The organism is Caballeronia sp. LZ029, from assembly GCF_031451275.1.
GTDB lineage: Bacteria > Pseudomonadota > Gammaproteobacteria > Burkholderiales > Burkholderiaceae > Caballeronia > Caballeronia jiangsuensis.
Genome location: NZ_JARUXO010000002.1, coordinates 680,188 through 703,262, shown reverse-complemented (window position 1 = coordinate 703,262; position 23,075 = coordinate 680,188). Strand labels below are relative to the sequence as shown.

20 protein-coding genes and 1 tRNA gene are annotated in these 23,075 nt (G+C 62.8%); 18 read left to right on the top strand and 3 right to left on the bottom strand.

What is annotated here, in order from left to right:
* The first annotated feature begins 4 nt into the window (after window positions 1-4).
* From QCE73_RS18030 to QCE73_RS39430, 9 genes are all read left to right on the top strand, one after another.
* Window positions 5-583 carry a TerD family protein gene (locus QCE73_RS18030; protein WP_309882745.1) on the top strand — a complete coding sequence of 193 codons (579 nt, stop codon included), beginning with the start codon at window positions 5-7 and terminating at the stop codon, window positions 581-583.
* Window positions 584-623: 40 nt separating this feature from the next.
* Window positions 624-1,259 carry a VWA domain-containing protein gene (locus QCE73_RS18025; RefSeq protein WP_309882743.1) on the top strand — a complete coding sequence of 212 codons (636 nt, stop codon included), beginning with the start codon at window positions 624-626 and terminating at the stop codon, window positions 1,257-1,259.
* Between the two features lie 12 nt (window positions 1,260-1,271).
* Window positions 1,272-1,913: a TerD family protein gene (locus QCE73_RS18020; protein WP_309882742.1), complete on the top strand. Its 642-nt coding sequence runs from the start codon at window positions 1,272-1,274 to the stop codon at window positions 1,911-1,913.
* 21 nt (window positions 1,914-1,934) lie between these two features.
* On the top strand, window positions 1,935-2,573 hold the full coding sequence (locus QCE73_RS18015) for a VWA domain-containing protein (protein ID WP_309882740.1): 639 nt from the start codon (window positions 1,935-1,937) through the stop codon (window positions 2,571-2,573).
* A gap of 102 nt (window positions 2,574-2,675) precedes the next feature.
* Window positions 2,676-3,725 carry a TerY-C metal binding domain-containing protein gene (locus tag QCE73_RS18010; RefSeq protein ID WP_309882738.1) on the top strand — a complete coding sequence of 350 codons (1,050 nt, stop codon included), beginning with the start codon at window positions 2,676-2,678 and terminating at the stop codon, window positions 3,723-3,725.
* The gene (locus QCE73_RS18005) at window positions 3,673-5,523 is read left to right on the top strand and encodes a protein phosphatase 2C domain-containing protein (RefSeq protein WP_309882737.1); all 1,851 of its coding nucleotides are present in this window, start codon (window positions 3,673-3,675) and stop codon (window positions 5,521-5,523) included. Before QCE73_RS18010 ends, QCE73_RS18005 begins: the two co-directional genes overlap by 53 nt.
* Before the next feature lie 79 nt (window positions 5,524-5,602).
* Window positions 5,603-7,102 carry a protein kinase domain-containing protein gene (locus tag QCE73_RS18000; RefSeq protein WP_309882735.1) on the top strand — a complete coding sequence of 500 codons (1,500 nt, stop codon included), beginning with the start codon at window positions 5,603-5,605 and terminating at the stop codon, window positions 7,100-7,102.
* Window positions 7,102-7,704 carry an HAD-IB family hydrolase gene (locus QCE73_RS17995; RefSeq protein ID WP_309882734.1) on the top strand — a complete coding sequence of 201 codons (603 nt, stop codon included), beginning with the start codon at window positions 7,102-7,104 and terminating at the stop codon, window positions 7,702-7,704. Before QCE73_RS18000 ends, QCE73_RS17995 begins: the two co-directional genes overlap by 1 nt.
* Window positions 7,705-7,810: 106 nt before the next feature.
* Window positions 7,811-8,263, top strand: coding sequence for a DUF805 domain-containing protein (locus QCE73_RS39430; protein WP_404989783.1), 453 nt, complete (start codon window positions 7,811-7,813; stop codon window positions 8,261-8,263).
* Window positions 8,264-8,414: 151 nt separating this feature from the next.
* Here the strand turns inward: QCE73_RS39430 and QCE73_RS17985 are convergent.
* Window positions 8,415-8,499, bottom strand: a tRNA-Leu gene (locus QCE73_RS17985).
* 145 nt (window positions 8,500-8,644) lie between these two features.
* Here QCE73_RS17985 and QCE73_RS17980 point away from each other — a divergent pair.
* Window positions 8,645-9,847 carry a mechanosensitive ion channel family protein gene (locus tag QCE73_RS17980; RefSeq protein WP_035503874.1) on the top strand — a complete coding sequence of 401 codons (1,203 nt, stop codon included), beginning with the start codon at window positions 8,645-8,647 and terminating at the stop codon, window positions 9,845-9,847.
* Here QCE73_RS17980 and QCE73_RS17975 read toward each other — a convergent pair.
* Entirely contained in the window at window positions 9,842-10,816 is a 975-nt protein-coding gene (locus QCE73_RS17975; RefSeq protein WP_309882733.1) for a LysR family transcriptional regulator, read from the bottom strand. The genes QCE73_RS17980 and QCE73_RS17975 overlap by 6 nt on opposite strands.
* A 95-nt stretch (window positions 10,817-10,911) precedes the next feature.
* Here QCE73_RS17975 and QCE73_RS17970 point away from each other — a divergent pair, with 95 nt between their 5' ends.
* On the top strand, window positions 10,912-12,939 hold the full coding sequence (locus QCE73_RS17970) for an FAD-dependent oxidoreductase (protein WP_309882731.1): 2,028 nt from the start codon (window positions 10,912-10,914) through the stop codon (window positions 12,937-12,939).
* Between the two features lie 75 nt (window positions 12,940-13,014).
* Entirely contained in the window at window positions 13,015-14,592 is a 1,578-nt protein-coding gene (locus QCE73_RS17965; protein ID WP_309882729.1) for an ABC transporter substrate-binding protein, read from the top strand.
* 33 nt (window positions 14,593-14,625) lie between these two features.
* Here the strand turns inward: QCE73_RS17965 and QCE73_RS17960 are convergent, their stop codons facing one another.
* Window positions 14,626-15,498 carry a GNAT family N-acetyltransferase gene (locus QCE73_RS17960; RefSeq protein ID WP_309882727.1) on the bottom strand — a complete coding sequence of 291 codons (873 nt, stop codon included), beginning with the start codon at window positions 15,496-15,498 and terminating at the stop codon, window positions 14,626-14,628.
* A gap of 247 nt (window positions 15,499-15,745) precedes the next feature.
* Between QCE73_RS17960 and QCE73_RS17955 the strand changes: the two genes are divergently transcribed.
* The 6 genes from QCE73_RS17955 to QCE73_RS17930 all read left to right on the top strand — a co-directional run bounded on the left by QCE73_RS17955 (window position 15,746) and on the right by QCE73_RS17930 (window position 23,071).
* Window positions 15,746-17,224, top strand: coding sequence for an aldehyde dehydrogenase family protein (locus QCE73_RS17955; RefSeq protein WP_309883152.1), 1,479 nt, complete (start codon window positions 15,746-15,748; stop codon window positions 17,222-17,224).
* Window positions 17,225-17,432: 208 nt separating this feature from the next.
* Window positions 17,433-18,101: a haloacid dehalogenase type II gene (locus QCE73_RS17950; protein WP_062258951.1), complete on the top strand. Its 669-nt coding sequence runs from the start codon at window positions 17,433-17,435 to the stop codon at window positions 18,099-18,101.
* Between the two features lie 28 nt (window positions 18,102-18,129).
* Window positions 18,130-19,404 (top strand): FAD-binding oxidoreductase, encoded by a 1,275-nt coding sequence (locus QCE73_RS17945; protein ID WP_309882726.1) that lies wholly within the window; start codon window positions 18,130-18,132, stop codon window positions 19,402-19,404.
* 79 nt (window positions 19,405-19,483) lie between these two features.
* Window positions 19,484-21,106, top strand: coding sequence for an ABC transporter substrate-binding protein (locus QCE73_RS17940; RefSeq protein WP_309882725.1), 1,623 nt, complete (start codon window positions 19,484-19,486; stop codon window positions 21,104-21,106).
* Window positions 21,107-21,185: 79 nt separating this feature from the next.
* Window positions 21,186-22,142, top strand: coding sequence for an ABC transporter permease (locus QCE73_RS17935; RefSeq protein ID WP_035503859.1), 957 nt, complete (start codon window positions 21,186-21,188; stop codon window positions 22,140-22,142).
* Window positions 22,139-23,071, top strand: a complete 933-nt coding sequence (locus QCE73_RS17930) for an ABC transporter permease (RefSeq protein ID WP_035503857.1) — start codon at window positions 22,139-22,141, stop codon at window positions 23,069-23,071. Before QCE73_RS17935 ends, QCE73_RS17930 begins: the two co-directional genes overlap by 4 nt.
* Window positions 23,072-23,075 lie beyond the last annotated feature (4 nt).

Sequence of the window (23,075 nt, the reverse complement as noted above, 5' to 3'; positions counted from 1 at the left end):
AGTCATGGCAGTTTCTTTATCCAAAGGCGGGAACATCTCGCTGTCGAAGTCCGCGCCTTCGCTGTCGCGCATTCTCGTCGGTCTTGGCTGGGAAGCCCGCGTGACGGACGGCGACGACTACGATCTCGACGCCAGCGCATTCATGGTCGCCGAAAGCGGCAAAGTGCGCAGCGATGAAGACTTCATCTTCTACAACCAGCTGAGCTCGCATTGCGGGTCCGTCGAGCACACCGGCGATGACCGCACCGGCGCGGGCGCGGGCGACGACGAAGCGCTGCAGATCGACCTCACGCTCGTCCCGAATCACGTGAAGCGCATCGTCGTGTGCGTGACCATCGACGAAGCCGAGGCGCGCCGTCAGAACTTCGGCCAGGTGTCGGGCGCATTCATGCGCATCGTGAATCTCGATAACGACGTCGAAATCGCCCGCTTCGATCTGTCGGAAGACTACAGCACCGAAACCGCGATGATCTTCGGCGAGGTGTATCGCTACAACGACGAATGGAAATTCAAGGCCATCGGCCAGGGCTACGCGGGCGGTCTCGAAGCGCTGTGCGGGCAGTTCGGCGTGCAGGTCGCGTAATCGCAATCGCCGGCAAAAGATCAAAGAATACTAGGAAGATATGAGAAGACTCCCTGTCTATTTGCTGCTGGACACGTCGGGTTCCATGAGCGGCGAGCCCATCGAGGCCCTCAAGAACGGCGTGCAGATTCTGGTCTCGACGCTGCGCCAGGATCCGTACGCGCTCGAAACGGCGCATCTTTCGGTGATCACCTTCGATAGCTCGGCGCGCCAGGCCGTACCGCTGACCGAGTTGTCCGCTTTCCAGACGCCTAACCTCGCGGCAAGCGGGACGACCGCGCTGGGCGACGCGCTCGCGTTGCTGGCCGTCCGTATCGATGCGGAAGTGAACAAGACCACCGCCGAAGTCAAGGGCGACTGGAAGCCGCTCGTCTTCATCATGACCGACGGCGTTCCGACCGATGACTGGGCGCGCGGTCTGGACAAGCTGCGCAAGGTTCGCACGGGCGTGATCGTCGCGTGCGCGGCGGGGCAGGGCGCGGACACAGCCGTCCTCAAGCAGATCACTGAAGTCGTCGTCGCACTGGACACGGCGGATTCGAGCACGATCAAGGCGTTCTTCAAGTGGGTGTCGGCGTCGGTGTCGACGGGCAGCCAGAAGGTCGACCAGCGCAAGGAAGTCAGCGGTCTCGGCGATCTTCCGCCGCCGCCGCCGGAAGTCAACGTGGTGCTGTAACGGGATCATCAAATGGCAGTCACTCTAAAAAAAGGCCAGGGCGTCAGCCTGAAGAAGAACGAATACGATCTGTCGATGGTCACCATCGGGCTCGGCTGGGATATCAACGAAAGCAGCACCGGTTTTCTCGGCAGTCTGTTCGGAAAGAAGGCGGAGGAATACGACCTCGATGTCATCGCATTCCTTTGCCAGAAAGACGGCAAGGTCCATCATCTGGGCGAACTGAAGGAAGGCCGTCCGACGCTCGTCGGCGGGGATGTGGTGTTTTTCAACAGCTTGCATCACAGGACGGGCACCATCTGGCTGACCGGCGACAATCGCACGGGTTCAGGCAATGGCGACGACGAGCAGATCATCGTCAAGCTGAACGATCTGCCCGATGTGTACGAAAAGATCGTCTTCGTCGTCCAGATCTATGAAGGCGCGAAGCGCGAGCAGAGCTTCGACAAGGTGCGCAACGCGTATATCCGCGCGGAAGACGGCAAGAGCAAGGAGATGGTGCGCTTCGACCTCTCGGGCGGCGCGGCTTTCAGCGACTGCCGCTCCATGCTGTTCGCAGAACTCAAGCGCGAGACGAACGGCTGGAAGTTCGTTGCGATCGGCAGCCCCGACCAGTCCGACACGTTCGTGACCTGGCTGAAGAAGTATCTCTGAGCGTAACCGGCGAGCGACATCATGAGCAGGCGGCTTCCTGTCTACATCCTTCTCGACACGTCCGGTTCCATGCGCGGCGAGCCCATTCTCTCGGTGAATGTCGGGATGCAGGCGATGATCGGCGCGCTTCGGCAAGATCCCTTCGCGCTGGAGAGCGTTCACGTCTCCATCATCACCTTCGACATCGAGGCTCGCGAGTATCTGCCGCTCACGCCGCTGGATCAGGTGAGCCTCGGCGAAATCACGGCTCCCGACGCTGGCGCCACATTCATGGGCGCAGCGCTCGAATTGCTGATCGAGCGTGTCAATCGCGATGTGAAGAGGACGACCGCCGCGAGCAAGGGCGACTGGAGGCCTCTGCTCTTCGTCATGACCGATGGCAGTCCGTCAGACCTCCACGCGTTCCGTCAGGCCGTTCCGGTGATCAAGTCGCGCAACTTCGGTTCGATCATCGCGTGCGCGGCGGGGCCTAAGGCGAAACAGGACGTGCTGCGAGAACTGACCGATCGCGTCGTCCTGCTCGACACGATGGACGCGTCTGCGTTTTCCGCTTTCTTCCAGTGGGTGTCGGCTTCGGTCTCGGCGGGTTCGAGCAGCGCTGGAATGTCCGGGCAGGTATCGCTTCCACCGCCGCCGCCCGAAGTTCAACTCGTTCTCTGATCGCAGCCACGGACGTCCGATGCCGCTCGCGACTGCGTGTCGTGGGGCGTAGGCCGTTCGTGATTCGCCATTGAAAACACCCTTATATTCAGGAGAGCTTCGATGCGCCGATTACCCGTGTTCTTCGTTCTGGATTGTTCGGAATCCATGGCGGGGGACAAGATTGCAAAAATGGAGTCCGGCCTGCAATCCATCGTGCGGAACCTGCGGACCGATCCGCACGCGCTCGAAACCGTGCATGTCTCGGTGCTTGCCTTCGCCGGCGTGGCGAAGACCATCGTGCCGCTCGTCGAAGTGGTGTCGTTTTATCCGCCGAAGCTTCCGCTGGGCGGCGGCACGGCGTTGGGCGCAGCCCTGACGGCGCTCATGGACGAGATGGGCCGCTCGGTGGTGCGCACGACCGCCGACAGAAAAGGCGATTGGAAACCGATCGTCTATCTCTTCACCGATGGCCGTCCCACCGACCGGTTCCGGGCCGCGATCTCGCGCTGGAACGCCGACTATGCGCACCGCGCGACGCTGATCGCGGTGGGTATCGGCGCGAATGCGGACTTGTCGGTGCTCAGGGAACTAACCGAGCACGTGCTGCTGTTCGATGACGCGCAAGTAGAGGCCTTCTCGAAGTTCGTGAAGTGGGTCTCGTCGTCGGTGATGGCGCACAGCAAGAGCGCCGGCGATGGCGTGCAGTCCGACGCCGTGCCCATCCTCGACGAAAAGATTCTGCAGATAGTGAAAGAGGCCGTGCCCGCCGCCGACGATGCCTGCGTGACGCTGGTTGGGCGTTGCCAGAAGAGTCGAGCGCCGTATCTGGTCAAGTACGACCGGGAATCGGGCGCCGTGAACACGCGTGCCTTTGCGTTCGACGTGTCGGGATATCGGCTGAGCGGCTGCTATCCGATCGGCGAGGACTACTTCCAGTGGTCCGGCACGGAAAGCGCCGAGGCCGAAGTCAACACGTCCATGCTGTACGGCTCGCCGAGCTGTCCGCATTGCGGCAATGCGACGGCTTTTGCCGCGTGCGCGTGCAGAAAATTGTTGTGCGTCGGCGGGCCGGGTGAAGCGCGCTGTCCGTGGTGCGCGAAAAATGTCGTGTTCGGGTATGCGTCGTCTGAAGACGATGGCGGTTTCGATGTGTTGCGTGGACAGGGGTGAGCAGATGAGCATAGAAACAGCAGGGCTGAGCGTGGCTGAACTGAGAGCCAGCTATGGACCCGTTCTGCAGAGTCTCGTCGAGGGGCTTTTCAGCAACGACAGCAAGCACCAGATCTTTCAGCTAACTGGACTTCAGGACGGCGAGCTCGAGCGGTTCGCCGGATCGGATGACGTGTTCGAACTCTTGCGTAAGTTCGTCGGGGATCTGCGTGAATTGATCAAGACGTCTTATCCCGATGCCGTGACTGCGCGTCCGCAAAACATCATGGTCGTGCCGCAGCAGAGCCTCGTATTGCAACAGGCGACGCCGGCATCTCCCGCTCCCTCTGTCAACGATCTTGCACCGACGCAATCCACTGCTTCTGTGCCCGCTTCGCCTGCAACCGATTCGAATAACGTCGTGCAGATCGGCTCGTTGCCATGGGTGCCCGCCGAACTGCCACAGACGCAGACACAGACCGACCAGACCGCCGAAGTCACGACTGCTTCCCCGCTCGGCGAACAGCGTCCGGTCGAATCGCCCGTCGCTCGCGCGGACGACAGCGCGACCAGCGATGCGTCTTTCGCGACGAGTGCACCGGTAATGTCGATCTCTCGTGCTGCACCCACACCCACACCCACTTCCGCCTCGCAGCCAACCTTCGTCTTGCCCAACTGCAACGTCGGCGCGGAGTACGCGGCGCGCATCAAGGGCAGAGACGCATGGGGACGGGAGCTGGAAATTGTCGATCTCACGTTCCCCGAGAAATTCGGGCTCAGCTTCGACCCGGCGACGCAAATGGCCAGTGGCGTACCCACGCTGTCCGGCGAGTACGGGCTGAACTTGCAATGGCGTTTCCCGGGATTCCTCAGCGTACGGTCTGGCGAATGCCGGCTGACGTCGAATCCCGATCCACGCTCGCTGTGGAAAGTGACGGAGCCGGATAGCTCGCTGCCGTATCCGAAGAAGCATCTGGATCACCAACTGATCCGCGCGGGTTCCTTCGATATAGCCGCGGCGAGCCGGCGAGGCCGCTCGCACGAACACGGCGGCACCTTCCGCGACGACGATTTCTTCGTCGCGGCGACGCAGGACAACGGCTGGGCCGTGCTCATCGTCGCTGACGGGGCGGGCAGCGCCGAGTTTTCGCGCGAAGGATCGCGCATTGCCGTTGAAACCGCTGGCCGCTTTCTGGTCGACGGCCTCGATGGCGAGTTCGGTACGAAGGTCGGTACGCTCGTCGACGGCTGGGACGCCAACCCGGCCAACATCAACACGATCTTCGAGGAGTTTTACTACAGCTTCCATCGCATGGCGTTGCGGGCGGTGGAGGCTATCGAGAACGAAGCGGGCGCGCGCGGCGCGTCGGTCCGGAGTTTCGCGACCACGTTACTCGCGGCAGCTATCAGGCGCGACGGCGACAACACGTTTCTGGCCACCTTCTGGATAGGCGATGGTGCCATCGTCGCTTACGCGCCGCCACCGGGTACCGTCAAGCCGATGGGGACGCCGGATGGCGGTGAATTCGCCGGGCAGACGCGCTTCCTCGAACGCGCGACGCTGGCGGATGGATTCGCCAAGCGGGTGAGCATCGGACGTCACCAGAACATATCGTCGGTCATCTTGTTGACGGATGGTGTGTCGGACCCGTACTTCGAAACCGACAACGGACTTGCCGATCCTTCGAAATGGAACGCGCTGTGGAAAGAACTCGCACCTCTGCTGAGGGAGGAAGATCCGTCCGGGGCCCTAGCCGAGTGGCTGCACTTCTTCAAACAGGGACATCACGACGATCGCACGATCGCCATGCTGTGGTGAAACGCGCAAGGATGCCCGTATCGCCTGGAATGCCGCGCCGCGGCGGCCGGCGCGCTGAGAAAACATTGTGGGGATGGGAATGAGCAAGGTCGTCAAATGCAAGACGCTTGACGGAAAGGACGTGGAGTTCGTCGACAAGATCATCGGCTCGGGCGCTATCAAGGACGTCTACTTTTCGCCGGATAAGTCGTACGTAGTCGCTTTTTATCGCGGAAAGCAGGACGCGCAGGCGAAGGATCGTTTGCAGATGATTGCCGGCAAGTATCGTGAAGGCATCTTCAATAATGTCGGCGGCGAGTACTGGAAGAACCTGCTGTGCTGGCCGACGTCAGTGCTGGAACACGACGGGAAACTGGGCATAGTTGCTCCAGCCTACGACAAGCAGTTTTATTTCGAACACGGTTCGAAGAACGACGACGCGTTTTCCATAAAGGGCAAGGAAAAGGAAGGGAAGTGGTTCGCGGCGGCGAATCTGAGGAACCGCCACCTCGATCCACGGGAGCTCGGGGACTGGCTGACACACCTCAAAATGTGTGTGCTGATGGCGCGGGCGATACGTCGGCTTCACATGGCGGGCCTTGCACATTCCGACCTTTCGTATAAGAACGTGCTCGTCAATCCCACGCGAGGCAGTGCATGCGTGATCGACCTCGATGGTCTCGTCGTGCCCGGAAAATATCCACCCGACGTCGTCGGCACGAAGGACTTCATCGCGCCTGAAGTCGTCAAGACCACGCACCTCGCGAAAGACGATCCGAAACGCAGCCTGCCACGACGCGAGACGGATCAGCACGCGCTCGCCGTGCTGATCTACATGTACCTGCTATACCGTCATCCGCTACTTGGCGGCAAGGTGCATGACACGCAGGACGAACAGCGCGACGAGTCGCTCACCATGGGCGAACGCGCGTTGTTCGTGGAACATCCGACCGATGCGAGCAACCGCATTCGGGTGAAGAACATGAGGCCCACCGAATTGCCCTGGGCCGATACCGAGAAGCTTCCCTACACGATCACCGGACCTTATCTCGCCAGTTGCTTCAAGGCCGCCTTCGTGGATGGCCTCCACGATCCGTCGAAGCGTCCATCCGCGGGCGACTGGGAAGGCGCACTGGTCAAGACCGTCGATCTGATTCAGCCATGTCAGAACGCCGCTTGCGAACAGAAGTGGTACGTCTTCGACAATTCGACGAAGCCGAAATGCCCCTTCTGCAACACGCCCTTTAAGGGCAAGCTGCCGATTCTGAACCTGTACTCGTCGCGAAAGGAAGGCAATTATCGTCCGGACAATCATCGCCTGATGGTCTGGACCAACCAATCGCTGTTCCTTTGGCACGCGAATAGTCTCATCGTGCCGAACGAACGCTTGAGCGACGATCAGAAGCCACGCGTGGGTTACTTCGTGTTCCATCAGAACAAGTGGTGGCTCGTCAACGAACGGCTGCCCGGCCTTCGCGACGTGACAGCCAACGCCGATATCCCGATCGGCGCAAAGCTCGAGCTCAAGGAAGGCCAGCGGATCCTTCTTGCTAGAGGCGATGGCGGCCGGCTTGCCGTCGTTCAGATGGTCGAAGCCTGATGACGACGCAGACCCTCGCGATCTTCGACTTCGACGGCACCATCACCACCCGGGACACGTTCGCGCCGTACCTGTTCAAGGCGTTCGGGAAGGCCCGCGTGAACCTCGCGTTCGCTTCGCTCGGCCTGCAGGCGCTACAGGTCTGCTCGGGACTGTCGACGAGAGACCGGTTCAAGGAGCGCCTGCTCGCCCGTCTTTTCGCCCGAGCCGATTGGGCGCGCCTCGAATCGGCCGGACGCGACCATGCGATCGATGTAACGAAGTGGTATCGGCCGGGCGCGCTGGAGCGAATTCGCTGGCATCGGGAGCGCGGGCATCGGCTCATCATGGTCAGCGCATCGCTCGATCTCTATCTGGAGCACATCGCAAAGGGGCTCGGCTTCGATGATCTGCTCTGCACGCAAATCGAATGCGACGGCGCGCGGGCGACCGGGCGCATGAAAGGCCTGAATTGCCGCGCGGTCGAGAAGGTGAATCGCGTCGAAGCGTTACTCGGCAAGCCGCTCGCAGACTTCGAAGTCTATGCATACGGCGACAGCGCCGGCGATGCCGAGATGTTGCAGCAGGCGATGCATCGGTTCTACAAGCCCTTCCGCAAATAGGCAGGCAATGGGGTTTTATCCGCGGCGGACGATGATCGGAGCGTATCCCTCGCGGGCAATCCAATTCAAATAACGGGCGGCGACGCCAATTCGAGGGAGAAGTGAGATGAACATGATGAGTTGCGTTGGCTGCGGGAAGCAGCTTCACCAGACTGCGCCGAGTTGTCCCAATTGCGGCGCGCCGCAGTTATCGACGCAGGTCGTCAAGGACGTATCATTCGAGAAGAGCGGTTTTGGCTGGTTTGTCGCGGCTCTCAAGAAGTACGCCGTGTTCGGCGGTCGCGCGCGACGCAAGGAGTATTGGTTCTTCGCGTTGTTCGTGAGCATCTTCACGTTTGTCGTCGGGTTCATCGAAGGGCTGCTGGGTCTGGGCGACGCACCGAGCACGCTTCTCAACCTCGCCTTTGTTCTTCCCAGCATCGCAGCAGGCGTGCGGCGGCTGCACGATACGGGGCGCAGCGGCTGGTGGCTGCTTCTGCCTCTCGTGAACCTCGTTTTTTTGGTGCAAGACGGCCAGAAGGGCAGCAACAATTACGGTCAGGATCCGAAGCGGGGCTGAGGCTTCTGGCGGCGGCAAACGGCCGGGAGTAGTCTGGGGGAGGGACGCGCGGATGGCGTTATCCGGGCTGGCGTGGCAAGCAAAAACAGTCTGCCGCCATCGAAAAGGTTCCGAGCCTGGCCGGTCGGCCCGGCGTTTCCGGAATATGATTTGGTGCCCAGGGCGGGACTCGAACCCGCACGCCTCGCGGCGCTACCCCCTCAAGATAGTGCGTCTACCAATTCCGCCACCTGGGCAAAGGGGACCGAATTGTAGCGGGAAATTCAAAAATTGCGAAGTGCCTTTTCATCCCGGCACCACTACTACAATAACCACACAGAGCAAGCGTCACGTCCGATTCGCCTGAATAATCCTCTCGCTTCGCCCACATCGGGAGCGTCCATGTTCGGCAACACCTTGCGTATCGAAGTCGGACCGGACTGGCAAGTCCACGTCGCCACCGAGAGTTGGCTCGTCGCGACTCTGCTGGTGGCCGCGCTGCTGCTGGCGATCCTGCTGGCGAGCGTGATCTGCTATTACGTGACGCGCTCAATCATGCTTCTGATCGTCAGCCGGCTCGCACGCAAGGAAGGCCGCAAGTGGCTGATCGCGGCGGAGCGTCATCGGGTGTTTCACCGGCTCGCGCCGCTCGTGCCCGCGGCAATCGTCTATGCATCGGCGCCGCTGCTCTCCGGCCTCACGTTCCCGATCATCCCCGCGCTCGGGCGGCCATTGGCCATCCTTGCCGCCTGTTACATGGTCTACACGCTCGTGCGCGCGGCGCTCGCGTTGCGTGACAGCATCGACGAGCGCTACAGCCATTTCCCCTCCGCGAGCGAGCGGCCGATCAAGAGCTTTCTGCAAATCGCGACCATCGTCGTGTATCTGGTCGCGCTGATCGCGGTGGTGTCGCTGGTGCTGGAGCGCTCGCCGCTTTATCTGCTCACCGGGCTTTCGGCCATCACCGCGCTGCTCATCATCATCTTCCGCGACTCGCTCCTCGGCTTCGTCGCCAGCATTCAGCTCGCGGCTTACGACATGCTGCGTGTCGGCGACTGGATCGAAGTGCCGGGCTATGTCGCCGATGGCATCGTGGTCGATATCGCGTTGAACACGATCAAGGTGCGTAACTTCGACAACACGATCGTCATGCTGCCGAGCCAGCTCCTACTGACCAACAGCGTGAAGAACTGGCGCGGCATGATCGCGTCCGGCGCGCGACGTCTGCGCCACGCGATTCACTTCGACGCCGACACGATCCGTTTTCCCGACGATGCCTTGCTCGCGCGTCTGCGCGAAGCCATCGAACGGCCGCTCGCGTTGCCCGAAGGCGAGCGCCGCACGAATCTCGGTTTATACAGGCTCTATCTCAGCGGATATTTCCGCGAGCATCCGGCCGTGCGCCGTGACATGCCGCTCGTGATTCGACACGTGCAGTCGGCGATGCCCATCGTTGCGCTGGAGATCTGCGTGTTCATCGACGAGATACGTTGGGAGCGATACGAGAGTCTGCAGTCGGACATGCTAGATCATGCATATGGCGTCGTGCCCCTCTTCGGCCTGCGCTGCTGGCAGCGCGATCGCGCGGCGCCTGCGGCCTCATGATGGCGACGGGACCGGCGACGCGGGCTCGACACGATTTTTCGGGACCGCCTTCAACGGAGCGAGCACGCGCCGCGCGTCGTCGAGTTCCTTCTTCATCTCGTCGATGAGCCATCGCGCCACCGCGCGCGTGCTCTCCGAAGGCGTCGACGATCGATATTCGAGCACGTAATTGCAGCCCGTTTCGATATAGCGATCCCACGCGGGAATCACCTTGCCCTCGTTGAGCGGCGCCGCGATCGCGAGAAGCCAGCCGAGCACGACGCCCTGGCCGAGCATCGCGCATTGCACCGCGAGTCCGGGGTCCGTGTGATGCACCGCTTCGCCGATGCCTCTGTCGGACAGCCCCGTCGCCCGATGAAAATCCGCCCATGAGAGCGTGGTCACGTCGAGATGAATGTAGGCGTGTCCTTCGGCGCTCCTCGGCGCATCGAGTTGGCCCGACTCGGCAAGATAGTTCGGACTACAGACAGGAACGATGATCTCCGGACACAGCAAAAGCGGGTCCTTGTCCGAACCCGGACCATGCAGGCGTATGCCGAGGTCCGCATCTTCGAGCGGTCCGTACAGGCGTCCTGCCATCACCTGCAAGCGCAGATTGATGCAGGGAAACGCACGGCGGAAATCGGCATAACGCGGCAGCAGCCACAACGCGGCGAAACCGCTTGCGAGCGATAGCGTGACGATCTCGCCTTGCGCGTGATCGCGCTTGAGTTCCTCGATGGTATCGCCGATCTGCCCGAAGCCGGAGGCGACGGCGTGCTGCAATGTTGCACCGCGATCGGTCAGGGTTAGCCCTAGCTTCGTGCGCTCGAAGAGTTTGAAACCGAGCGCGTCTTCAAGCCGCGCCACCATGCGGCTCACCGCGACGGGCGTCACGTTGAGTTCGCCGGCTGCCTTGGTGAAGCTCAACAACCGCGCGGATGTTTCGAATACGAGCAGTGCCTGAAGCGAAGGAAGTCGCAGACTCATACAACACCATGTTATGGGGCATGCATCGATTTGTAATTTGACGGCGCATATTGACCTCCTTACCTTGAGTCCGACGTCACTTCATCTCGCAGGCCATGACTACTGCTTCGTCGGACCCGTTGCTTCAGCCGTTCACCCTCAAGCATCTCGTGCTCAGGAACCGTGTGATGAGCACGAGTCACGCAAGCCGTCTGACGCGCGACGAATTCCCGCAGGAGGTCTATCAACGGTATCACGAGGAAAAGGCGAAAGGGGGTATCGCGCTGACGATGTTCGGCGGGTCGTCGAACGTCAGCATCGACAGTCCGAACACGTTCCAGCAGATCAACGTCGGAACCGATGCCGTGGTGCCGCATCTGCGGCGCTTCTCCGATCGCATCCATACGCACGGCGCGGCGCTGATGTGCCAGATCACGCATCTCGGGCGGCGCGGCGATGCGTACACGGAGCCCTGGCTGCCGATGATCGCGCCGTCGCCCGTGCGCGAAACGCTGCACCGCGCCATGCCGCAGGCGATCCACGACGCGGACATCAAACGCGTGATCCGCGACTTCGGCATCGCGGCGAAGCGTTGCCGAGATGGCGGGCTCGACGGCATCGAAACACATGCGGGCGGTCATCTCATCGGTCAGTTCATGGACCCGACCGTGAATCTGCGCACCGACAAATACGGCGGCTCGACAGCGAATCGCGTGCGCTTCGCGATCGAGGTTCACGAGGAGATTCGCAAGCAGGTGGGCGATGACTTCATCGTCGGCTTTCGCTTCGCGCTCGAAGACGGATGCAGCTTCGAGGAAGGGCTGGAGATGTCGCGCATTCTGCAGGGCACGGGTCTATTCGATTTCTTCAACGTGACGTTCGGGCGCATGGACACGAAGATGTCGCTCGCGGTCAATTCCATGCCGGGGATGTTCGTGCCGTCTGCGCCGTGGCTGCCGAAAGCCGCCGCGTTCAAGCGCGCGGTCGATCTGCCCGTGTTTCACGCAGCGAAGATCGCCGATCTCGCCACCGCGCGCTATGCGATCCGCGAAGGTCTGCTCGACATGGTCGGCATGACGCGCGCGCATATCGCGGAGCCGCATCTCGTGAAGCTCGTCGAAGCAGGCAGGGAGGATGAGGCGCGGCCTTGCGTCGGTGCATCGTTCTGCCGCAACTTCCGCGCGACGTGCATCCATAATCCGGCGACATCGCGCGAGACGTATCTCACGCATGACCTGCCCGAAGCCGCGCAGAAGAAGCGCGTGCTCATCGTCGGCGCGGGACCGGCGGGCCTCGAAGCCGCACGCGTCAGCGCGACGCGCGGTCATCATGTCACCGTGCTCGAAGCGAACTCGACGGCGGGCGGACAGATGCTGCTGGCCGCGACGGGAAGCTGGCGGCGCGATCTCATCGGCATTGTCGACTGGCGCGTGTCGCAGCTCGAAAAGCTCGGCGTCGATGTGCGCTACAACTACTATGCCGAATTGAGCGACGTGCTCGATCATGGCGCGGATGTCGTCATCATCGCGACAGGCGGTCTGCCGAATCTCGATGCGTTGCCGGGCGGCGAGTTATGCAAGTCGGTGTTCGATGCGCTCACTGAAACGCCGCCGCGCGCAGGCAGCGTGCTCGTGTACGACGGCACCGGCCGGCACAACGCGTATCTGTGTGCGGAGCGTTATGTCGATGCGGGCCTCGATGTATCGCTCGCGCTCATCGACAGCATGCCGGCGCAGGAAACCGGCGGACGCGGCGACGATCAGGTGTGGATGCGCAATATCGCGCGCTGGGACGTGCCCGTGCGCACGAACATCGAGCTGATCGAAGTGAGCGCGGCCGATAGCGGCAAGCGCCGCGCCGTGTTCCGTCATCACCTGACGAACGATCTCGTGGAGGTGGAAGCGGATCATGTCGTGGTCGAGCGCGGCATGCTCGCGGTCGATGATCTTTTCGAAGCGGCGCGCATGTATTCCGTCAACGACGGCTACACCGATCTCGAAGCATTCGCCACGGGCAAGCCGCAGCCCCAAGCGCAAGAGGGCGAAGAAGGACAGTTCCGTCTTTACCGCATCGGCGACGCCAGCGCGTCGCGCGACATTCACACGGCCATCTACGACGCCTACAGGCTATGTCAGGCGCTGTGAAAGCCCGTTGCATCGTATTCGCCATAACATCCGCCATAACATCCGCCATAACGACATGACCGAGCGAGGCTGACCATGATATTGCCGAAGGAACTCGTAGTCGCCGATCCTGGCCGCCGCAGGGCGATGAAGACGCTGGCCGCCGCGGGCGCGGCAACGCTCATCCTGCCGGGCGCATCGACGCTCGCATTCGCCGCGACGGAACCTGCGCCACAACGCGGCGGACGCATTCGCGTGGCGCTGGCGAACCAGTCGCTGATGGATTCGCTCGATCCCGCGAAGGGCACGCATACCGGCGACTATTCGCGCGCATACATGTTCTATAGCGGCCTCACCGAACTCGACGCCGACTTCAAGACGCAGAACGCGCTCGCGGAAAAGCTCGAATCCGACGACTTCGTGAAGTGGACCGTCACGCTTCGGCCCAACGTGCATTTCCACGACGGCAAGCCCTTCACCTCCGACGATGTCGTGTTCTCGCTGATGCGCCACAAGGACCCGGCGACGGCATCGAAGGCGAAGTCGATCGTGGATGGCATCAGCACCGTCAAGGCGGCCGGCCCGCTGAAGGTCGAGATCACGTTGGCCGAGCCGAACGTCGATCTTCCCGCGCTGCTCGCGATTCCGCATCTCGTGATCGTCGCCGCGAACACGACGGACTTCTCCAAAGGCAACGGCACGGGTCCGTTCACATGCAAGGAGTTCACGCCGGCGCAGCGCTGCATTGGCGCGCGCAATCCGAACTTCTGGAAGCCGGGGCTTCCGTATCTCGACGAAGTGGAGATCATCGGCATCGGCGACGATGCGGCGCGCACCAATGCGCTGCTCGCGGGCGACGTGCAGCTCATCTCGCCACTGCCCGCACGCGATGTCGATCGCGTGAAGCAGACGGGCAAGGTCACGGTGCTCGAAAGCCCGTCGCAGCTTTATTCGGACCTCGCATTGCGGCAGGACATGCTGCCTACGAAGAGCACGGACTTCAACGAGGGCATCAAGTATCTGCACGACCGGCAGCGCATCGTGAACGTGATGCTGCGCGGTCACGGCACGCTCGCGAACGATCATCCGGTGCCGGAGTGGCATCCGTACTTCATGAAGGGTTTGCCGCAACGCACCTTCGATCCGGACAAGGCGCAGTTCCACTTCAAGAAGGCGGGCACGCCGGGCGCGCGCGCGGAGATCATCGCGCCGCCGTCGGTCGAGACCGCGCTCGACTCCGCCATGATGGTCCAGCAGGCCGCCAAGCAGGCGGGCGTCGATATCAACGTGCGCCGCGTGCCCGCCGATGGCTACTGGACGACCTACTGGATGAAGTACCCGATGACCTACGGCTCGATCCTGCCGCGCCCGACCCTCGATCTGCTGTACACGCAGTTCTTCCGTTCGAATGCGAACTGGAACGAATCGGGATGGAAGAACGAACAGTTCGATCAGTTGCTGGTGCAGGCGCGCCGCGAGCGCGACGAAGCGAAGCGCAAGCAGATGTACGGCGACATGCAGGGCATCATCTACGAGAAGAACAGTCTCGTGATCCCCGCGTTCATCAACTTCATCGACGCGCAAAGCTCGAACCTGCGCGGCTTGAAGGGCACGCCGTCGGGGCGCGTGATGGGTTATCGCTTCGCCGAGTTCGCGTGGCTCGCGAAGGCGTGAACATCGGTTTCGCCGATGTCCACGCGCAAGCCGCTACCACACCGCCTGGTTCGTCAGCGCGAACTGCGCGAGCGCGGCATCGGTGGATGGCGCACCGTTCTTCGCCATCTGCTCGATGGTATCGACGAGCGGCAGCCCGAGCCCTTCGAGCCACGACGAAAGCCCGTATCGCAAGGGCGTGTCGATGCGCACGAACATGCCCGCGTTCAGCGCGAGCCAGTAGCTGATCAACGCCTTGGCGCGGCTCTGGTCCGGCGATTCCGGCGCGATCACCGGACCGATCACGTGGCCGTCGCCGAAACGCCGGAAGAGCGCGAAGCCGATGAGTTCGCCATCGCGATCGAGTGCGATGCCGCTCGCGACGTCGAGCAATTGCGGCAGCAGCGCCGTGCGATCCAGCCCGCTCGCACGCGAGGCCAGTCCGGCGAGACGCGGCGTGTCCTTCGCGCCGATCGGACGCAGCCGTTCGCCCGGCGGCAGCGAGACCAGCGGCGGCTGGAACGCCGCGCCCTGATGCTGATGAGTCGTGTCGATGCGCGTGAAGCCTTTTTGCTCGCACAGCGGCCTGCCTTCGTTCGATGCGTGGATCAGCAGCGTGCGCGCGCCGAGCGTCGCGATCAGCCGGTCGAGCAGCCCGCGCCCGATGCCCCGCCGCTGACGTTCCGGCGACACGATGAACATGCCGAGCGTCGCGGCATGCGCGCCGAACTGAAACGCGAGCGCCGTGCCGACGAGCGCGCCCGCCTCGTCGACGGCGGCGAAGCCATTGCCGAGACGCGCCGCGAAGCGCCAGTCGTCCGCGCGATGCCGCCATTTGACGGACGCCGACAGTGCGTGCGCCGCGGGAATGTCGTCGAGCGTGAAAGCCCGGTATTCGACCACATCGTTATTGTTCGAGTCGGGCACGCCGGCCTCCTGACCTTGAAGACATTTACCGTGACTTTGACACTGCGCAGCGCGCATGGCTAGGACGATCTTCCTGTCCCGCGCGGTGCATGGGGCCGTGCATGTGGTGCAACGCAAAACCGCGAGTTATCGCCGCAAGAACGCGCGTGCTGTGCTGAATCGGCAATTTTGTCGGCGAAATATGCCGGCGCTCCGGACCTACGATGAAGCCATGTCAACGCAGCATCACGGAGGAGGACTCACGCATATGGACCGGTTCGATCCTGCCAGCATCGTTATCAGGAGCGGGCATTTCATCGGCGGCGAATTGATCGATGCGGGCGCGTCGCGTATCGAGGTCGCGCGGCCGTCGGATGGCGTCGTGTATGCATCGGTGCCCGTCGCCGATGAAGCGATGATCGACTACGCCGTGCAGAACGCCTACAGCGCGTTCAGGCATAGCGACTGGGCGCGCCGCGCGCCGCGCGAACGTGCGCGGGTGCTGCGCCGGTTCGCCGATCTCGTCGTCGCCGATGCAGCCAATCTCGCGCCGCTCGAAGCGCTCGGCTCGACGCGACCGGTGCGCGACGCGTACAACTGGGACGTGCCGTTCACCGCCGAAAGCATCCGCTTCTATGCGGAGTTCGCCGACAAGATCGGCGGCGATGTCGCGGCGACCGATCACCGGCATCTGGGCATGACGATCGCCGAGCCGTATGGCGTGATCGGTGCAATCGCACCGTGGAATTTTCCGCTCGTGATGGGCATATGGAAGACCGCGCCCGCGCTCGCGGCGGGCAACGCGGTGGTTCTGAAGCCTTCGGAGATGACGCCGTTTTCTGCGCTGCGTCTCGCCGAACTGGCGCTGGAAGCGGGCGTGCCGCCGGGCATCTTCAACGTCGTTCAGGGCGATGGCCGCACGACCGGCGACGCGCTCGTGCGTCATCCGCGCATCGGCAAGGTGACCTTCACCGGATCGACGCGCACCGGCGCCGCGATCATGGCCGCGTGCGCGGAATCCGGCACGAAGCCGGTCACGCTGGAACTGGGCGGCAAGAGCCCGCAGATCGTGTTCGCCGATGCCCCGCGGATCGATGAAGTGGCGCGGCGCATCGCGGGTTCGATCACGGGCAACGCCGGACAAGTGTGCGTCGCGGGTTCGCGGCTGCTCGTGCAGCGCGCAATCGCCGGCGAACTGACCGATCGCATCGCGCAGGCCTTCGGCGAACTCAGGGCGGGCGCGACATGGGCGGCGGGCACGACCTTGCCGCCGATCATCTCCGAGCCGCAGGCGCAGCGCATCGATGCGATCGTTCAGCGCGGCATCGCGGGCGGCGCGAGCCTGCGTTGCGGCGGCAGGCGCGCGGATGCGGCGACGCCCGGCGCGTTCTATTCGCCAACCCTGCTGTGCGATGTCACGCAGGACAACGACGCCGTGCGCAGCGAAATCTTCGGCCCGGTGCTTACCGTGCAGTCGTTCGACACGGAAGAAGAAGCGCTCGAACTCGCGGCGCATCCGGAATACGGCCTTGCCGCCGGCGTGCATACGGCGGATATCGGCCGGGCGCTGCGGATGGTGCGCAACATCGAGGCGGGCACCGTATGGGTGAACCGCTATGGCCGCACGAGCGACTTCGTGCTGCCGACGGGCGGCTACAAGCGCTCGGGCATCGGCAAGGATCTCGGGCGGCAGGCTTATGAAGCCAATCTGCGCTTCAAGAGCGTGCTGATCGATACGGAAGGATAGGCGCACGCAAGACGCACGATCGTGCGAAAACAACGCCGCATTTTCTGCTGCGGCGATGCCTCAAAACGCATGACTTGTATCGCCGCGAGGCACGCATTCGACGCCCTCAGTCATTTTTGCACTGTTTAAATTTTCCTCAACACATCGCTGTTGCTTGTTTTCACCACTGAACTCCCGGACGGGTTCATCACACGACAGGACTGACACCATGATCGATTTCGAGCCGAAGTACATCACGTTCGACTGCTACGGCACGCTGACGAAATTCCGCATGGCCGATATGGCCCGCGAGATGTACGCCGACCGTCTGCAGGGCGACGACCTCGAACAATTCGTCAAGTTCTTCGCGGGCTATCGCCGCGACGAAGTGCTTGGCGCGTGGAAGCCGTATCGCGACGTGATCGTCAACTCGGTGCGCCGCGCATGCGAGCGCATGAACGTCGAATTCAACGAAGCCGAAGCCGAAAAGTATTACCTCGCCGTGCCGACGTGGGGCCCGCATCCGGACGTGCCGGAAGGCCTTTCGCGGCTTGCCACGAAATACAAGCTCGTGATTCTGTCGAACGCATCGAACGATCAGATCCAGAGCAACGTCGACAAGCTCGGCGCGCCGTTCCATCGCGTGTTCACGGCGCAGCAGGCGCAGTCGTACAAGCCGCGCATGCAGGGCTTCGAATACATGTTCGACCAGTTGAACTGCAATCCGGAAGACGTGCTGCACGTGTCGTCGAGCCTGCGTTACGACCTGATGACCGCGCACGACATGGGCATCAAGCACAAGGCGTTCGTGAAGCGCGGCCATGAGCCGGGCACGCCGTACTACGAGTATTACGAAGTGGACACCATCGGCGATCTCGCCACGCAACTCGGTCTGTAAAACAAGCCACTTCACGCGAGCAATGCCGATGAAACTCGACTCCTACTGGCTCGACACCGCGCCCGCGATGATCTCGACGTGCGAAGGCCCGGCGGACGGCCAGGCCGATGTCGCCGTGATCGGCGGCGGGTTCACGGGTTTGTCGGCGGCGCTCGCGTTGGGCAGACGCGGCGCAAGCGTCGTCGTGCTCGATGCCGGGCGCATGGGCGGCGGCGCGTCGGGGCGTAACGGCGGTCAGTGCAATACGGGCGTCGCGCAGGACTATGCGGCGCTGCGCGCGCAACTCGGCGTCGAGCGCGCGCAAGGCTGTTATCGCGCGTATGCGGCGGCGGTGGAGACCGTCGAGCGTCTGATCCGCGAAGAGAACATCGATTGCGACTATCTCGCTTCGGGCAAGCTCAAGCTCGCCGCGAAGCCGCATCATCTTGAACATATCGCGAAGACCGCCGAACTCATCCGGCGTGAAGTCGATCCCGACATCGATCTGCTCGATCGCGAGCAGGTCCGCAACGAAGTGCAATCCGATGCCTTTCATGGCGGCCTGCTGCAACGTCATGGCGGGCAGATGCATATGGGCAAGTTCGCCGACGGACTTGCAAAAGCAGCCGTGAAGCAAGGCGCGCGTCTCTATGAGCACGCCGAAGTCACCGCGATCACGAAGGAAGGTTCCGGGTATCGCATCGATTCGAAGCGCGGCACCTTGCGCGCGAAGCAGGTGCTGATCGCGACGGGCCCTTCGAAGCATGGCCCTTTCTCGTGGTATCGGCGCAGGCTCGCGCCTGTCGGCTCGTTCATCATCGTGACCGAGCCGTTGCCCGAGGATCGGCTGCAAGAACTGCTGCCGAACCGGCGCTCGTACACGACGAGCCGCCTGATGCACAACTATTTTCGCGTCACGCCCGATGCGCGTCTGCTGCTCGGCGGGCGCGCACGATTCACCGCGTCCGAGCGTCCATCGGATGCGAAGAGCGGGCGCATTCTGCAAGCGAATCTCGCGTCGATCTTCCCGAGCCTGGCCAATGTGGGCATCGACTATTGCTGGGGCGGTCTCGTCGATATCACCGCGGATCGTCTGCCGCGCGCGGGCCAGCACGACGGCATCTATTTCTCGATGGGCTACAGCGGCCACGGCACGCAGATGTCGACGCACATGGGCCAGATCATGGCCGACGTGATGAACGGCAATGCCGATGCGAATCCGTGGCGCGATTTCGACTGGCCCGCGATTCCGGGCCATACGGGCAAGCCCTGGTTCTTGCCGCTCGTCGGCGCGTATTACTCGATCAAAGACGTGTTCTATTGAAGCATCGAAGCAAACAAAGGCGGTCTACATCCAATAAGCAAGCCGCCGGACATTCACAGCCCCTATCGCGGAGAAGTTCATGAGCATCGACACATCGCCTGAAGCACTTGCCCATGCCGATGCCGGCAAACGGCTCGAAGAACTGACGCGCCGCGGCGCGTCGCGGCGCAACGTCCTTCGCGCGATGGCCGCGGGTGGGCTGCTGTCCGTGACGGGCGCGGGGCTTCTCAGCGCGAGCGGCGCGGCTTTCGCGCAGGCCAAGCCGAAGCAGGGCGGACGCATTCGCGTGGCGACGCAGTCGTCGTCGGCCGCCGATACGCTCGATCCCGCCAAGGGCGCGCTCGGCACCGACTACGCCCGCGCGTTCATGTTCTATAGCGGCCTGACCGAACTCGACAATCACCTCGGCGCGAAGATGGCGCTGGCCGAATCGCTCGAAACGAAAGACGCGACCGTGTGGGTCGTGAAGCTTCGCAGCGGCGTGCAGTTCCATGACGGCAAATCGCTCGCGCCGCAGGATGTCATCTATTCGCTGATGCGCCATAAAGACCCGGCGGTCGGCTCGAAGGCGAAGACGCTCGCCGATCAGTTCAAGGAGATCAAGGCGACCGGCCCGAACGAACTGACCATCACGCTGACCGGCGCGAACGCGGACCTGCCGGTGATTCTCGCGGACTCGCATTTCCTCATCATCAAGGACGGCACGACGGACTTCAAGACGGCCATCGGCACGGGCCCGTTCAAGGTGAAGGAGTTCGCGCCGGGCGTGCGTACCGTGGGCGTGCGCAACGAGAAGTACTGGAAGCCGGGCATGCCGCATCTGGATGAAGTGGAACTCATCGGCATCGCCGACGAGCCCGCGCGTGTGAACGCGCTCATGTCCGGCGACGTGCAGCTCATCAACGCGGTGAGCGCGCGTTCGACCGAGCGCATCAAGGGCACGCAGGGCTTCGCGGTGCTGGAAACGAAGACGGGCCAGTACACCGACCTCATCATGCGCGATGACGGCGGCATCACGGGCAACGCGCACTTCCGTCGCGGCATGACGTACCTGATGGACCGCGAGCAGATGCGCAAGACGATCTTCCGCGGCTATGGCGCGATCGGCAACGATCAGCCGATCGATCCGAGCAACAAGTACTACATGTCGGGCCTGCCGCAACGCGCGTTCGATCCCGACAAGGCGAAGTTCCACTTTCAGAAGGCGAAGCTCGGCAACGCGCCGATTCAACTGTACGCATCGCCGGCGGCGGAAGGCTCCGTCGAAATGGCGGTTCTGATGCAGCAGGTCGCGCCGCAGGCCGGCATCAATCTGCAAGTGGTGCGCGTGCCGTCCGATGGCTATTGGTCGAACCACTGGATGAAGCATCCGCTCGGCTTCGGCAATATCAATGCGCGCCCGAGCGCGGACGTGATCTTCACGCAGTTCTTCAAGTCCGACGCCCCGTGGAACGAAGCGAACTGGAAGAGCACGCAGTTCGACCAGATGCTCGTCGCCGCACGTGGCGAACCGGACGACGCGAAGCGCAAGAAGATCTACGGCGACATGCAGGAGCTCGTGCATACGGACGGCGGCATCGGCATTCCGATGTTCCAGAGCTCGCTCGATGCGCACACGACGAAGCTCAAGGGTCTCGGCGGCATTCCGCTCGCGGGTCTGATGGGCTGGATGTTCGCGGAGAACGTGTGGCTCGAAGCATGAACATGATGTAACGCCGGACGCGCGCCGTCTTCGAAGTTGCGGCGCGCGAAGTCAACCCTTCAACGAGAGGCGATATCCGATGAAAGTTCATGCGCAACGACTCGTCGCCGCGCGCCTCGGCCTCGCGGTGCTCACGCTGTTCATCGTGTCGATGGTGGTGTTCGGCATCACCGGCCTGTTGCCGGGCGATGCCGCGCAGCAGGCGCTCGGTCAGGCGGCGACGCCCGAGCAGGTGACGGCGCTGCGGCATCAGTTCGGCCTCGATCAACCCGCGGTCACGCGCTATCTGCAATGGCTCGTGCATGTGGTGACCGGCAACTTCGGCACGTCGCTGTCGAATAATCTGCCGGTCAGCGAACTGATCGCGACGCGTCTGCCGAATTCGCTCGTGCTTGCCGGATTGACCGCTCTCGTGTCGGTGCCGCTTGCGCTCGTGATCGGCATTGCATCGGCGATGTATCGCGGCTCGCTCGTCGATCGCGTGCTCAACGTGCTCACGCTCTCGACCGTCGCCGTGCCCGAATTTCTCGTCGCGACCATCGCGGTGCTGATCTTCGCGGTGAAGCTGCGCTGGCTGCCCGCGCTGTCGTATCTGTCGGATGTATCGTCGTTCGGCGGGCTATTGCGAACCTATGCGATGCCGGTGATGACGCTTTGCTGCGTGATCGTCGCGCAGATGGCGCGCATGACGCGTGCGGCGGTGCTCGATCAGTTGAACGCGTCGTATGTGGAAATGGCCTTGCTGAAGGGCGCGACGCCCATGCGTGTCGTGTTGCGGCATGTGTTGCCGAACACCATCGGACCCATCGCCAACGCGGTCGCGCTCTCGCTGTCGTATCTGTTCGGCGGCGTGGTGATCGTCGAATCGATCTTCAACTATCCCGGTCTCGCGAGCCTGATGGTCGATGCCGTCACCAATCGCGACATGCCGCTCGTGCAGGGCTGCGTGATGGTTTTCTGCGCGGCCTATCTCGCGCTCGTGCTCATTGCCGATCTGGCCCAGATCGTCTCCAACCCGAGGCTGCGTCAACGATGAACCGGAACGTCTCTTCTCACGCCACGACCATGCTATACGAGCAGCCTCCCGCCGACGCGCCGCAGGAACAGGCGCCCGTCGTCGTCAAGCGCGGTGCGTTGAAGCGCCTCGTCGATCGCTTTTCCGTGCTGGGGCTGATCGGTCTCTTCATCGTCGTGTTCTGGCTCGCGGTCGCGTTCGTCGGGCCCGTCATCGCGCCGTATAAAGGCGGCGCGTTCACGTCGACGGAAGTCTTCGGCTCGTATAGCCCGGCGCATCTGCTCGGCACCGACTATCTCGGCCGCGACATGCTGAGCCGCATTCTCTACGGCACGCAATACACGGTGGGCCTCGCGCTCGCATCGACGGTGGCGGCGAGCGTCATCGGCACGTTCTTCGGCCTCATTGCCGCCGTGTCGGGGCGCTGGGTCGATGAAGTGCTGAGCCGCCTCTTCGATGCGCTCATCTCGATCCCGAGCAAGATTCTCGCGCTCGTCGTGATCGCGGCGTTCGGCTCGTCCATCCCGATGCTGATGATGGTCGCCGCGCTCGCCTACATCCCCGGCGCGTTCCGCATTTCGCGCTCGCTCGCGGTGAACATCATGACGCTCGAATACGTGCAGGTGGCGAAGGCGCGCGGCGAGAAGCTTTTCTATATCGCGCGCGTGGAAGTGCTGCCCAACATGATTCATCCGATGCTCGCGGACTTCGGCCTGCGCTTCGTGTTCATCGTGCTGCTGCTTTCGGGCCTGAGCTTCCTCGGCCTCGGCGTGCAGCCGCCGAACGCGGACTGGGGCTCGCTCGTGCGCGAGAACATCGGCGGGCTTTCGGAAGGCGCGCCTGCGGTGCTGATGCCTGCCGTTGCGATCGCGACGCTGACCGTCGGCGTGAATCTGCTCATCGACAGCTTGCGTCGTCATGGCGCGCGTTCGCATGGAGGCGCACAGTGACTAC

What these genes read in the sequence shown, in the direction of transcription:
- QCE73_RS17930 (WP_035503857.1), top strand. Translation starts at nt 22,139, where the DNA reads ATGAACCGGAACGTCTCTTCTCACGCCACGACCATGCTATACGAGCAG.
- QCE73_RS17935 (WP_035503859.1), top strand. Translation starts at nt 21,186, where the DNA reads ATGAAAGTTCATGCGCAACGACTCGTCGCCGCGCGCCTCGGCCTCGCG.
- QCE73_RS17970 (WP_309882731.1), top strand. Translation starts at nt 10,912, where the DNA reads ATGACTACTGCTTCGTCGGACCCGTTGCTTCAGCCGTTCACCCTCAAG.
- QCE73_RS17965 (WP_309882729.1), top strand. Translation starts at nt 13,015, where the DNA reads ATGATATTGCCGAAGGAACTCGTAGTCGCCGATCCTGGCCGCCGCAGG.
- QCE73_RS17995 (WP_309882734.1), top strand. Translation starts at nt 7,102, where the DNA reads ATGACGACGCAGACCCTCGCGATCTTCGACTTCGACGGCACCATCACC.
- QCE73_RS18015 (WP_309882740.1), top strand. Translation starts at nt 1,935, where the DNA reads ATGAGCAGGCGGCTTCCTGTCTACATCCTTCTCGACACGTCCGGTTCC.
- QCE73_RS18020 (WP_309882742.1), top strand. Translation starts at nt 1,272, where the DNA reads ATGGCAGTCACTCTAAAAAAAGGCCAGGGCGTCAGCCTGAAGAAGAAC.
- QCE73_RS18010 (WP_309882738.1), top strand. Translation starts at nt 2,676, where the DNA reads ATGCGCCGATTACCCGTGTTCTTCGTTCTGGATTGTTCGGAATCCATG.
- QCE73_RS18030 (WP_309882745.1), top strand. Translation starts at nt 5, where the DNA reads ATGGCAGTTTCTTTATCCAAAGGCGGGAACATCTCGCTGTCGAAGTCC.
- QCE73_RS39430 (WP_404989783.1), top strand. Translation starts at nt 7,811, where the DNA reads ATGAACATGATGAGTTGCGTTGGCTGCGGGAAGCAGCTTCACCAGACT.
- QCE73_RS17980 (WP_035503874.1), top strand. Translation starts at nt 8,645, where the DNA reads ATGTTCGGCAACACCTTGCGTATCGAAGTCGGACCGGACTGGCAAGTC.
- QCE73_RS17975 (WP_309882733.1), bottom strand. Translation starts at nt 10,816, where the DNA reads ATGAGTCTGCGACTTCCTTCGCTTCAGGCACTGCTCGTATTCGAAACA.
- QCE73_RS17955 (WP_309883152.1), top strand. Translation starts at nt 15,746, where the DNA reads ATGGACCGGTTCGATCCTGCCAGCATCGTTATCAGGAGCGGGCATTTC.
- QCE73_RS18000 (WP_309882735.1), top strand. Translation starts at nt 5,603, where the DNA reads ATGAGCAAGGTCGTCAAATGCAAGACGCTTGACGGAAAGGACGTGGAG.
- QCE73_RS17950 (WP_062258951.1), top strand. Translation starts at nt 17,433, where the DNA reads ATGATCGATTTCGAGCCGAAGTACATCACGTTCGACTGCTACGGCACG.
- QCE73_RS18005 (WP_309882737.1), top strand. Translation starts at nt 3,673, where the DNA reads ATGCGTCGTCTGAAGACGATGGCGGTTTCGATGTGTTGCGTGGACAGG.
- QCE73_RS17945 (WP_309882726.1), top strand. Translation starts at nt 18,130, where the DNA reads ATGAAACTCGACTCCTACTGGCTCGACACCGCGCCCGCGATGATCTCG.
- QCE73_RS17940 (WP_309882725.1), top strand. Translation starts at nt 19,484, where the DNA reads ATGAGCATCGACACATCGCCTGAAGCACTTGCCCATGCCGATGCCGGC.
- QCE73_RS18025 (WP_309882743.1), top strand. Translation starts at nt 624, where the DNA reads ATGAGAAGACTCCCTGTCTATTTGCTGCTGGACACGTCGGGTTCCATG.